The sequence below is a fragment of the Blautia sp. SF-50 genome (assembly GCF_900101315.1).
GTDB lineage: Bacteria > Bacillota > Clostridia > Lachnospirales > Lachnospiraceae > Blautia_A > Blautia_A fusiformis.
The window spans coordinates 100,602-112,718 of record NZ_FMUW01000007.1 but is presented as its reverse complement, the minus strand read 5'-3'; the positions used below and the strand labels follow the sequence as shown (position 1 = coordinate 112,718).

8 protein-coding genes and 7 tRNA genes are annotated in these 12,117 nt (G+C 47.3%); 10 read left to right on the top strand and 5 right to left on the bottom strand.

Annotated elements, in window-relative coordinates:
- Nucleotides 1-260: 260 nt before the first annotated feature.
- From BLP57_RS06475 to BLP57_RS06445, 7 genes are all read left to right on the top strand, one after another.
- Nucleotides 261-335: transfer RNA gene (locus BLP57_RS06475), tRNA-Pro, on the top strand.
- A 27-nt stretch (nt 336-362) separates the two neighbouring features.
- Nucleotides 363-433 (top strand) — tRNA-Gly (locus tag BLP57_RS06470).
- Nucleotides 434-451: 18 nt separating this feature from the next.
- Nucleotides 452-525: transfer RNA gene (locus tag BLP57_RS06465), tRNA-Arg, on the top strand.
- Between the two features lie 5 nt (nt 526-530).
- A tRNA-His gene (locus tag BLP57_RS06460) sits at nt 531-604 on the top strand.
- 10 nt (nt 605-614) lie between these two features.
- Nucleotides 615-686 (top strand) — tRNA-Gln (locus tag BLP57_RS06455).
- 11 nt (nt 687-697) lie between these two features.
- Nucleotides 698-770, top strand: a tRNA-Lys gene (locus BLP57_RS06450).
- 67 nt (nt 771-837) lie between these two features.
- A tRNA-Leu gene (locus BLP57_RS06445) sits at nt 838-917 on the top strand.
- A gap of 131 nt (nt 918-1,048) precedes the next feature.
- Here BLP57_RS06445 and BLP57_RS06440 read toward each other — a convergent pair.
- The 3 genes from BLP57_RS06440 to BLP57_RS06430 all read right to left on the bottom strand — a co-directional run bounded on the left by BLP57_RS06440 (nt 1,049) and on the right by BLP57_RS06430 (nt 5,892).
- On the bottom strand, nt 1,049-2,062 hold the full coding sequence (locus BLP57_RS06440) for a transglutaminase domain-containing protein (RefSeq protein ID WP_022426386.1): 1,014 nt from the start codon (nt 2,060-2,062) through the stop codon (nt 1,049-1,051).
- Between the two features lie 180 nt (nt 2,063-2,242).
- On the bottom strand, nt 2,243-4,129 hold the full coding sequence (locus BLP57_RS06435) for an ABC transporter ATP-binding protein (RefSeq protein WP_092070289.1): 1,887 nt from the start codon (nt 4,127-4,129) through the stop codon (nt 2,243-2,245).
- 11 nt (nt 4,130-4,140) lie between these two features.
- Nucleotides 4,141-5,892: an ABC transporter ATP-binding protein gene (locus tag BLP57_RS06430; protein ID WP_092070188.1), complete on the bottom strand. Its 1,752-nt coding sequence runs from the start codon at nt 5,890-5,892 to the stop codon at nt 4,141-4,143.
- Nucleotides 5,893-6,154: 262 nt separating this feature from the next.
- Here BLP57_RS06430 and BLP57_RS06425 point away from each other — a divergent pair, with 262 nt between their 5' ends.
- The gene (locus BLP57_RS06425; RefSeq protein ID WP_015526009.1) at nt 6,155-6,544 is read left to right on the top strand and encodes a metal-dependent transcriptional regulator; all 390 of its coding nucleotides are present in this window, start codon (nt 6,155-6,157) and stop codon (nt 6,542-6,544) included.
- Between the two features lie 54 nt (nt 6,545-6,598).
- On the opposite strand, the gene BLP57_RS06420 is transcribed toward BLP57_RS06425, so the two are convergent.
- Together BLP57_RS06420 and BLP57_RS06415 are read right to left on the bottom strand one after the other, a co-directional pair.
- Nucleotides 6,599-7,537 (bottom strand): DMT family transporter, encoded by a 939-nt coding sequence (locus BLP57_RS06420; protein WP_092070285.1) that lies wholly within the window; start codon nt 7,535-7,537, stop codon nt 6,599-6,601.
- A 139-nt stretch (nt 7,538-7,676) separates the two neighbouring features.
- Nucleotides 7,677-8,909: an argininosuccinate synthase gene (locus BLP57_RS06415; protein WP_015526007.1), complete on the bottom strand. Its 1,233-nt coding sequence runs from the start codon at nt 8,907-8,909 to the stop codon at nt 7,677-7,679.
- A 528-nt stretch (nt 8,910-9,437) separates the two neighbouring features.
- On the opposite strand from BLP57_RS06415, the gene argC reads away from it, so the two are divergent.
- Both argC and argJ read left to right on the top strand, forming a co-directional pair.
- On the top strand, nt 9,438-10,478 hold the full coding sequence (argC, locus tag BLP57_RS06410) for an N-acetyl-gamma-glutamyl-phosphate reductase (protein ID WP_015526006.1): 1,041 nt from the start codon (nt 9,438-9,440) through the stop codon (nt 10,476-10,478).
- 101 nt (nt 10,479-10,579) lie between these two features.
- Complete coding sequence (argJ, locus tag BLP57_RS06405) at nt 10,580-11,803, top strand: bifunctional glutamate N-acetyltransferase/amino-acid acetyltransferase ArgJ (RefSeq protein ID WP_021650304.1); 1,224 nt, start codon at nt 10,580-10,582, stop codon at nt 11,801-11,803.
- The last annotated feature ends 314 nt before the right edge of the window (nt 11,804-12,117 follow it).

The following is a 12,117-nucleotide window of genomic DNA, read 5'->3' as shown; positions in this document are numbered from 1 at the left end:
AAAAACATCTCCTTATTATTTGCTTTTTTTCTTGACTTTAATTATGGTTTCATGATACCATAAGCCAGTCGCAAATGACAAGAAAACCTTTAAATAGGCGGAAAAAACGTGAAAAAAAGTTTTTTTAAAAAAATTCAAAAAAGGTGTTGACATTTGTAGATTGCTATAATATAATATCACTTGTCGTCAGGCAGGAAACGAAAACGAAACACAAACGAAGACGACAACAACTTAATAAAAACCATAAGTAAATGGTACATCGGGGTGTGGCTCAGCTTGGCTAGAGCGCCTGGTTTGGGACCAGGAGGCCGCAGGTTCGAATCCTGTCACCCCGACTGCTGTAAACTTATTACCGCAAGCATGCGGGTGTAGTTCAATGGTAGAACACCAGCCTTCCAAGCTGGATACGTGGGTTCGATTCCCATCACCCGCTTCTCTGAGAAGAGAGCATGTGTCTGTAGCTCAGCTGGATAGAGCAACGGCCTTCTAAGCCGTGGGTCGGGGGTTCGAATCCCTTCAGGCACGTTGTGGTGGGTATAGCGCAGTTGGTTAGCGCGCCAGATTGTGGCTCTGGAGGCCCAGGGTTCGAATCCCTGTATCCACCCTTCGCCCATTGGGCTATCGCCAAGCGGTAAGGCACAGCACTTTGACTGCTGCATTCGCTGGTTCGAATCCAGCTAGCCCAGTCCTTTTTTATGGGGTATTAGCTCAGTCGGTAGAGCACTTGACTTTTAATCAAGTTGTCCGGGGTTCGAATCCCCGATGCCTCATTAGCGGAAAGCATTTGCTTTCCGTTATTTTTTTATCATCAGACAGGATGAAAATATAATTGAATATGCGGATATGGCGGAATTGGCAGACGCGCTGGTTTTAGGTACCAGTGGGCAACCGTGCAGGTTCAAGTCCTGTTATCCGCAGTGCTTAAGAGGCTTTCTATAAATCTGATTTATGGAAAGTCTTTTAATTTTTAGAATTATATTCACAGAAAAATGCCACATATGCATAATGATATGTGGCATTTTGACTCTATCGAATTTCTTAAATGACGTTACAGTTTCTCCCCTTCATTCACTTCCTCAATAAACACCTTCCCTTCCGCCTGCTGTTCCACAAAATGAAATCGAAGTACAGCCTGAGGCCAGTTGAGTGTGATGATGGCTTTTTTGTCCCGTGTCTTTCCTGCGGCCTGGATCTGATCTACAAGGTCTGCGAGGACTTCACGGGTGAGATATCCGCCTCGCCAGTGGAAGGTGAATTCGCGGCCTTTTTTTGCGGCCTGGAGGGCACGTTTGTATACGTCTTCCAATTTGGTGAAGGATAGCTTTTTCTCACGGTAATAAAAGTGGTTTCCATCCGGGCAGGGAGGTGCCGGAGCGATCAGTGGTTCATGGTCACGGAAGATGTTTTTGTCATCCAGATTAAAATAATCGTAACGGATACTGGTTAAGCCGTCTTCGTTTTTGCCCAGAGTATTATCGAAGGTGGCATCCAGATGATAGTACTGTCCGTTGATCCGGACGATGTTCCAGGTATGACGGTATTTGATCCCTTTTTCCGGATTGTTCCCGCAGATGGCGATAATACACCATACACCAAGGGCATCACAGAGGACCTTTACGGATTTGGCGATTCCCTCGCAGACACCGACACCATGGCCCAGAGGCCCGATGATCTCGTGGGAATATGGCTTTTTCAGTTTGTCGTAGCGGATATTTTCGCAGATGAAGTCATGGACATATTTTTCCTTATCCCACTCGGAAAACTTCATGGCGGTGCGCACAAGCTTGTCTACGCGGGCTCCCAGGGCTTTCTGATGCTCCCGGATTTTATTTTTGTCGAAGATATATTCAGGAATCAGTATCAGATTTGGCGAGTCCTTGTAATAACGGTATTTAAACCCCACAGCCCAGAAAATCTCCGGGTGATCCAGACGAAGCTGGAAAAATACATCATAGAGCCAGTTTCCATCGGTGGTTGGTACCTGCGGGATCAGGAACTCGTCGGAAAGCTCCATAAGCCCGTGAAGCATTGCACGGTACACGTTTTGTTTATCTTTCGACATTTTGCCGTAGTAATATTCTTTAGTTTGTTTCATATATAAAAATACGGAGACTCCTTTCCGGAAAAATAGATTTCAATCAAAGATTATAGCATAAAAAAACATGCAGGACTATCAGAAAAGATACACCCTGCATGTTTTTTGTATTGAATATTTTAAATCGAAAATAACTGTGAGCCTGGATTAGCCGTTATACAGCTGATAATACCGGCCCTTCTGTGCAAGCAGCTCCTCGTGGGAACCACGCTCGATGATGTGTCCTTGCTCCAGGACCATGATGCAGTCACTGTTGCGTACTGTGGAAAGTCTGTGGGCGATCACAAAGGTCGTCCTGCCTTCCATCAGCTTATCCATACCATCCTGTACAAGCTTTTCGGTACGGGTATCAATGGAGCTGGTGGCCTCGTCCAGGATCAGGACGGGTGGGTCTGCAACGGCTGCACGGGCAATGGAGAGAAGCTGTCGCTGGCCCTGACTTAAGTTTGCACCGTTTCCGCGGAGAAGGGTATTATAACCCTGCGGAAGCCTGCGGATGAAACCGTCGGCGTTGGCAAGCTTTGCTGCTGCGATAACCTCCTCATCTGTGGCATCCAGCTTTCCGTAGCGGATATTTTCCATAACGGTTGCTGTGAACAGGTTGGTATCCTGAAGAACGATGCCCATGGAACGTCTGAGATCATCTTTTTTGATCTTGGTGATGTTGATGCCGTCATAACGGATCTTACCCTTCTGAATGTCGTAAAAACGGTTCAGAAGATTAGTGATGGTGGTTTTTCCGGCGCCGGTAGAGCCTACAAAAGCGATCTTCTGGCCTGGCTGTGCATACATGTTGATGTCATGGAGAACGATCTTGTTGGAATTATAACCAAAGTCTACATCCTCCAGGACCATATCACCCTTCAGCTCGATATAATCAGTGGTACCCTCAGCTTTGTGGAAATGCTTCCATGCCCAGCGGCCGGTACGTTTGTCGGATTCGGTAAGAACACCGTTTTCCTCTTTTGCATTGACGAGAGTAACGTAGCCTTCATCCACTTCCGGTTTTTCATCCAGAAGATCAAAGATACGTTTTGCACCTGCAAGAGCCATAACAATACTGTTGAACTGCTGGCTGACCTGGTTGATAGGCATGTTGAAGCTCTTATTGAAGGTCAGGAAGCTGGCAAGCCCGCCAAGTGTGAAGCTGCCGATGCCGTTGATAGCAAGGATACCGCCCACCATGGCGCAGATCACATAGCTGACATTTCCAAGCTGTGCGACCACAGGCATCAGGATGTTGGCAAAACGGTTTGCATTGTCTGCGCTGGTGAAAAGCTGATCGTTCAGTTCATCGAATTTCCGGATGCTTTCGTCCTCATGGCAGAAGACCTTGACAACCTTCTGACCCTCCATCATCTCTTCGATATAACCATTGACAATACCAAGGTTGGTCTGCTGCTCCAGGAAATATTTTCCGCTTAAGCCTGCAAGCTTCCGGCTGGCAGTCATCATAATGGCAACCATAAGCAGGGTAACTACAGTAAGCGGAACATTCAGGATCAGCATACTTACAAGAACACTGACGATGGTGATCACACTGGAAAGCAGCTGCGGAAAGCTCTGGCTGATCATCTGGCGCAGGGTATCAATGTCGTTGGTGTAGATGGACATGATATCGCCGTGTGCGTGAGTATCAAAATATTTGATGGGAAGCGTTTCCATCGTTGCAAACATATCGTTTCGGAGGTTACGTAAGGTTCCCTGGGAAACATTGATCATGATACGGTTATAAGTATAGGTGGCAATAACACCAATGGCGTAAAAGCATGCCACACGTGCGATGGCTACAGCCAGAGGCCCGAAATCCGGTGTATCTGCTGAGAGAAGCGGTGTGATATACTGGTCGATCAGGGTTTTCATGAACATGGTTCCCTGTACATTGGCAAGAACACTGACAAAAATGCAGATCACCACGATCACGATATGGATACTGTAGTTTTTAAAGATATAACGGGCAAGGCGTCCCAGAAGCTTTCCCGGCTGCTCCGGTGTTCCCATACCCCTTGGGCCAGGACCGCCCGGGCCTTTCATGTTCTGTTTTTTCAAGCCGGCTCACCTCCCTCGTCAAAATCACCGGCGCCGCCGGTCTGTGAATGAAATACTTCCTGATAAATGGCGTTGGTCTTAAGAAGCTCCTCGTGGGTACCAAAACCGTTGATCTCACCGTTATCCATAACGATGATCCGGTCCGCGTTCTGGATGCTGGAAACACGCTGTGCGATGATTAGCTTGGTGGTATCCGGGATCTCCTCGGCAAAGGCACGGCGGATCCTTGCATCTGTGGCAGTATCTACCGCACTGGTGGAGTCATCCAGGATCAGTATCTTCGGCTTCTTCAGAAGAGCGCGGGCAATACAGAGACGCTGCTTCTGGCCTCCGGAAACATTGGAGCCGCCCTGTTCAATGAAGGTATTGTATTTGTCCGGCATTTTTTCGATGAAATCATCGGCACAGGCAAGCTGGCATGCGCGGCGGCATTCCTCCTCAGTGGCATTTTTGTCACCCCAGCGGAGGTTTTCCAGAATGGTTCCTGAGAAGAGTACATTCTTCTGAAGAACAACGGAAACCTGATTTCTGAGAGATTCCAGATGGTATTTACGGACATCGATGCCTCCTACGGAAACAGAACCATCCGTTACGTCATAAAGACGGCTGATCAGGTTGACAAGGCTGGATTTTGCACTTCCGGTACCGCCGATGATCCCTATGGTCTCGCCGGAGCGGATCGAGAGATTGATATCCTTCAGAACGGGTTCCTGACTGTCTTTCTTATAGCTGAAATTTACATGATCGAAGACGATACTTCCGTCTGGGACATCTGTTACCGGATCCTCCGGATCTGTGATGTCAGCAGTATCATTGATGACTTCCGTAACACGCTCTGCGTTGGCAATACTCATTGTTACCATAACAAAAACCATGGAAAGCATCATAAGGCTCATGAGAATGTTCATGCAGTAGGTGAGAAGGCTCATAAGCTCACCGGTAGTAAGGGAGCTGCCTACGATCATTTTGGCGCCGAGCCAGCTGATCCCCAAGATACAGGCATAAACGGTAAACTGCATCAGGGGCATATTCATGACAACGATCTTCTCAGCACTTAAGAACATTTCGTATACTTTGTTGCAGGCTTTCTGGAATTTGCTGATCTCGTAGTCTTCGCGGACATAGGCCTTGACCACACGCACAGCGCCGATGTTTTCCTGGACACTTGCGTTCAGGTCGTCATATTTACGGAATACGGCCTGAAAATATACCGTTGCTTTTCTCATGATAAAGATCAGACAGCCTCCCAGGAAGATAACAGCGACAAGGTAGATGCTTGCAAGCTTTGCATTGATAAGAAATGCCATGACCATGGCACAGATCAGACTGGCCGGTGCACGGGTACACATACGAAGGATCATCTGATAGGCGTTCTGCAGGTTGGTCACATCAGTGGTAAGACGGGTGATCAGGCCGGCAGTGCTGTATTTGTCGATGTTGGAAAAAGAAAAGGTCTGGATGTTGGTGTACATGGCTTTTCGGAGGTTTCTGGCAAAGCCTGTGGAGGCCAGTGCTCCGTATTTTCCTCCCATGACGCCGGACCAGAGTCCGCACAGGGCAAGAGCTACCATAACTGCACCCATCCGATAGATATGGCCGATATTTCCGGCTTCCACACCCTTATCAATGATGGAAGCCATGGCCAGGGGGATCAGAGTCTCAAAGAGAACTTCCAGGATCATGAAAAAAGGCGTGAGAAACGATGCCTTTTTAAACTCCCTGACCTGGGCCAGAAGGGTTTTGAGCATAAAAAATCTCCTTTCTTTACTGTTCAAAAGACAGCACTACTGGAAAGAATTCCGGGCTGCTATAGAACAGATATATTGTTCAGCTACTATTATCGGGGAAATTATTTTTAATGTCAAGATAAACATGTGCGAAATGCTTGACACAACATCCTTTAAGCGGTATATTAAAAGTCAATATTCGCCTGTAGAACAGGGAAGGAATGGGATTCAGATCCCTTTAGAGGGTCTATATAGAGTTAAATTTTTGCAGGGAGGATTTTATATGGAAATCAGACAGTCAGCGGAGGATTATCTTGAGTCAATTCTGGTTTTATCCAAAAAAGGCGGAGGAGTTCGTTCTATTGATATTGCGACCAGACTTGGTGTTTCCAAGCCAAGCGTCAGTCACGCAATGAAGCTTCTTCGTGAGGATGGTTATATTGCCATGGACCGTTACGGTACCGTGACACTTCTGGAGAAGGGGGCGGAGATCGCCAATCAGATTTATGAGCGTCACATTGTTCTTGCCAGGATGCTGGAGGGACTTGGGGTTCCGGCAGAGATCGCAATGGAGGATGCCTGCAAGATGGAGCACGACATCAGTCAGGAGAGCTTTGAGAAGATCAAGGCACATTATAATAATTTCATTAAGAAAGAAGAAGCAGCAGAATAAGAAACATGCAGACAGGCAGCCGGAAGGTAAAATACCAAACCGGCTGCCTGTTTTTTATTTATTTTCTTTTTCTGGCAGCTGTGCCAGGATGATGGCTGCAAACATGATGACACATCCAAGAAGCTCTTTTATGGAAAGCTTTTGATCCAGGAGCACCCAGCCTGCAAGCACGGAGATGCAGGATTCAAGAGAAAGGATCAGAGAAGCAACGGTGGGATTCACATTTTTCTGGCCTACGACCTGCAGGGTGTAGGCAACACCGCAGGACATCACACCGGCATACAGGATCGGCAGCCAGGCAGTGAGAATGGAAGAAATCTGCGGATGTTCCAGAATAAGTGCCGGGATCATGGACAGGATCCCGCAGACAAGAAACTGGATACAGGAAAGCTTTACACCGTCTGCCTTCGGGGAAAAATAGTCAATCACCAGAATGTGCAGGGAAAAGAGAAAAGCACATACCAGCACCAGAATATCTCCGAGGCCAATGGAAAATCCGTCTGTGATGCAGAGAAGATAAAGTCCGACCAGTGCCATGACAACGGCTGCCCATATAAAGGGACTGCATTTCTTTTTCAGGAAAATTCCGATGATCGGGACGATGACAATGTAACAGGCGGTGATGAAGCCGGCTTTTCCTACTGTTGTGTACTGGATACCAAACTGCTGGAAGCTGCTGGCAGCAAAAAGAGCAAATCCGCAGGCAATGCCGCCCAGCCACAGGTCACGGCTGTTATATGGCGTGTGGGATACAGCTTTTTCTGAAGGTGCTGATGAGGATTCCGGTATTGCGGAGTCTGTGGCAGCAGAGGATTTATTTCCGGAACGGTTCAGGATAAAGAGCACCGGAACCAGGACAGCGGCGCCGATCAGGGAACGGACGCCGTTGAAGGTGAAGGGGCCAACATATTCCATGCCCACACTCTGGGCAACAAAGGCGATTCCCCAGATCGTTGCGGCCAGAAGCAGACAGAGAGAATTTTTCAGAGGCATTTTCTGTGAGTTCATGATAAAAAATCCTTTCGTTTATTAGGTATTATGTGATCAAAGCAGTATATAACAAAAGACCCCGGGGAACTTATATAGCTTCCCGGGGCATTCTTATGATCTGTCGGAACAATGTCCAACAAAATTAGTTCTGATTCTGGTTATTCTTAACTTCTGCAAGCTTCATGGCACGAACCTTCAGCGGCAGACCGAACAGAGTGATGAATCCGTCTGCATCATGATGATCATACATATCACCGGTTGTGAAGGAAGCAAGAGACTCATTGTAAAGGCTGTACGGAGAGGTTGTACCATTCTTGATGATGTTTCCTTTGTAAAGCTTGAATTTAACCTCACCGGTAACATATTTCTGAGTGGACTCAACAAATGCCTGGATAGCCTCACGGAGAGGTGTGTACCATTTTCCTTCGTAAACAACCTGTGCAAACTGGCTGCCAAGCTTTTTCTTGGCTTCCATTGTCTCACGGTCAAGGATCAGCTCCTCAAGCTGGTCATGTGCTGCCATCAGGATCGTTCCGCCAGGAGTTTCATAAACGCCACGGGATTTCATACCAACAACACGGTTCTCAACAATATCAACGATACCGATGCCGTTCTCACCGCCAAGCTTGTTCAGCTCTGTGATGATCTCGGAAACCTTCATTGCTTTTCCGTTGAGTGTTTTCGGAACACCCTGCTCGAATGTCATGGTGATCTCGGTTTCTTTATCCGGAGCCTTCTCCGGTGTTACACTTAATACAAGCATGTCATCATAGTTCGGAGCCTGGGATGGATCCTCAAGCTCAAGTCCCTCATGGCTGATGTGCCAGAGGTTTCTGTCACGGCTGTAGCTGTGGCTTGCATCAAATGGAAGAGTGATGCCATGAGCCTTACAGAACTCGATCTCATCTTCACGGGACTGCATGGTCCACAGATCGGTCATACGCCATGGAGCAATGATCTTGATGTCCGGAGCGAGAGCCTTGATGCCAAGCTCGAAACGGATCTGGTCATTTCCTTTACCGGTAGCACCGTGGCAGATAGCAACGGCACCCTCTTTACGTGCGATCTCAACCAGCTTCTTGGCAATGACCGGACGAGCCATGGAAGTTCCGAGAAGATAGGAATGCTCGTATACAGCACCAGCCTCTACACACGGCATGATGAAGTCATCGCAGAACTCATCGACGATATCCTCGATATATAATTTGGAAGCACCGGACATTTTTGCTCTCTCTTCAAGACCGTCCAGCTCGTTTCCCTGTCCGCAGTTTACACAGCAGCAAACAACGTCATAATCAAAGGTTTCTTTCAGCCACGGGATCAGGGCTGTGGTATCAAGACCACCGGAATACGCTAAAACAACTTTTTCTTTCATAATATATGTCCTCCTGGGATTTTTTTGATTTTGTATCGCTCCGGACATTTCCGGGACGGTGAATTTTTTTACGTTATCTGGAAAAAAATTATGCTGTTTTATAACTTTACCAGAGTGAATAAATATTCATGTACAACAAAACAAAATTTTCGGCTGTCCTGTCGACATGGCTTAATATACACCAGATTTTATAAATATGCAAGAGATAATTTGAAAAATATGAAAAAAAATTTGCATAAAAATACATCTAAAAGTAGGCGGTATTATAAGAAAATACAGGAAAAACAGAAAAGACCGTGAAAAATCAAAGAAAATGACTATTGCATAATATGCAGAGAAGATGTATAATCTATCCATTGATAAGATGGACATACGAGCTGGCAGTACAGACTGGTTTAAGATGTCCGTCTGACCTGTGCAGAAGGTTCAGATATCAGAAGACATAAAAAAGAGGCATAAATAAGAATAGCAAGCGCTTCTGCAGTGTGTATTAAGCCGTAGGAAAACGGCAGAGGAGGAATGTGAAAGATGATTAAAGCAGGAATTATCGGTGCGACAGGATACGCAGGAAATGAGATCGTAAGACTTCTTCTTGGACACAAGGACGTTGAGATCAAATGGTTCGGCTCCCGAAGCTACATAGATCAGCAGTATGCAGATATTTATCAGAATTTTTTCAGGCTGGTGGATGCCAAATGTATGGATGACAACATGGCTGCACTTGCAGATGAGGTGGATGTGATCTTTACAGCAACACCACAGGGCCTTTGTGCATCCCTTATTAATGAAGAAATCCTTTCCAAATGTAAGGTGATCGACTTAAGCGCAGATTTCCGTATTAAAGATGTGAAAAAATATGAGAAGTGGTACGGAATCGAGCATAAGGCTCCGCAGTTTATCGAGGAAGCTGTTTATGGCCTCTGCGAGATTAACCGTGAGGATATTAAGAATGCAAGGCTGATCGCCAACCCGGGATGCTATCCGACATGCTCCACACTGTCTATTTATCCGCTGTTAAAGGAAGGCCTCATTGATCCGAATACCATTATCATTGATGCCAAGTCCGGAACCTCCGGAGCAGGAAGAGGAGCCAAGGTTCCGAATCTCTACTGTGAGGTAAACGAGAGCATCAAAGCTTACGGTGTTGCCACACACAGACATACACCGGAAATCGAGGATCAGCTTGGATATGCATGCGGACAGGAAGTGATGATCAACTTTACCCCGCATCTTGTTCCGATGAACCGTGGAATCCTGGTAACAGCATATGCCTCCCTGACCAAGGATGTTACCTATGAGGAAGTAAAAGCAGCCTATGACAAATATTATAAAGACGAGTTCTTTGTACGTGTCCTGAACAAGGATGTATGCCCGCAGACAAGAAATGTAGAAGGCAGCAATTTTGTGGACGTGAACTTCAAGATCGATCCGAGAACAAAGAGAGTCATCATGATGGGCGCTATCGACAACCTGGTAAAGGGTGCAGCAGGACAGGCTGTTCAGAACATGAACCTGATGTTTGGATTTGACGAGAACGAAGGACTGAAACAGATTCCGATGTGTCCGTAAAACAGGCAGATCACAAATAAAATATGGGGGATGCCGAAGGACTTTAAACGAATGAACTGCGATATTCGATCCGGCATCACCATTGAGAGGAGATATATAATATGAAGATCATCGACGGCGGCGTTACAGCCGCAAAAGGTTTTAAGGCAGCGTCAACTGCAGCAGAGATCAAATATAAAGGCCGTACCGATATGGCCATGGTATTCAGTGAGGTTCCCTGTGTGGCTGCAGGAACCTTCACGACCAATGTGGTAAAAGCAGCTCCTGTAAGATGGGATCAGGACATTGTATACAACCACCCGGGTGCAAGAGCTGTGATCTGCAACAGCGGAATCGCCAACGCATGTACCGGTGAGGAAGGATTCGGCTATTGCAGGGAAACCGCCAAGGCAGCATCCGAAAGCCTTGGGATCCCGGAAGACAGCGTACTGGTAGCATCCACAGGTGTCATCGGAATGCAGCTTCCGATCGACCGTATCGCAAACGGAGTAAAAGCCATGGCACCGAAGCTTGAGGGAAGCCGCGAGGCAGGCCTTGAGGCAGCAAAAGCCATCATGACAACAGATACCGAGAAGAAAGAGGCAGCGGTAGAGATCGAGATCGGTGGAAAAACCGTAACGGTAGGCGGTATGTGCAAGGGCTCCGGAATGATCCACCCCAACATGTGCACAATGCTTGGATTTATCACCAGTGATGTGGATATCTCAAAGGAACTTCTTCAGGAAGCACTCAGCGAGGATATCAAGGACACCTACAACATGGTATCCGTTGATGGAGATACCTCCACAAACGACACTGTCCTCCTCCTTGCAAACGGCCAGGCCGGTAATCCGAAGATCACAGAGAAAAACGCAGATTATGAAGAGTTCAAAAAAGCTCTTAACTACGTAAACACAACCCTCGCCAAAAAGATCGCAGGTGACGGAGAAGGCGCAACTGCACTCTTCGAGGTCAAGGTCATCGGCGCAGCCACCAAGGCAGAAGCCGTAACCTTAAGTAAATCCGTAGTAACCTCTTCCTTAACAAAGGCAGCCATTTACGGCCATGATGCAAACTGGGGAAGAATCCTCTGCGCCCTCGGCTACTCCGGCGTCCAGTTCGATCCGGAAAAGGTAGATCTCTACTTTGAGAGCAAAGCAGGAAAGATCAAGATCATTGAAAATGGAGTTTCTACAGGCTACAGCGAAGAGGAAGCAACTAAGATCCTCTCAGAAGAGGCAGTGACAGCCATCGCGGATATGAAGATGGGAGATGCATCCGCAACTGCGTGGGGATGCGACCTCACCTATGATTACATAAAGATCAATGCGGATTATCGTTCTTGATGTAAGAGCTTTGTAGAATGTTTTTTATGGTGGATTTTAGTTGTAGTTTTGTTTCAGTTTGTAAGCTGAGAAAACCCTTAGGGGGAGCGAGCTCAAAGTTGCGAAGCCCGCACGCTCCCCCTAAGAACCCCCTCCGTTGGGCACGCTTGGCTGTGGCATGTAGAACTTCAGTCGCCGAAGGCAGACTGACGAGCTGTTCGCCTTCGGCGAAAGCGCGTCGGAAGCGGCTGTCTGCGACAGCCTGTCCGCAGCAGGCGCTTTGCCCGCAACGCGGGCAACAGCCCGTTCCCCGTGGCCGGAGGGGAGGAGCGCGA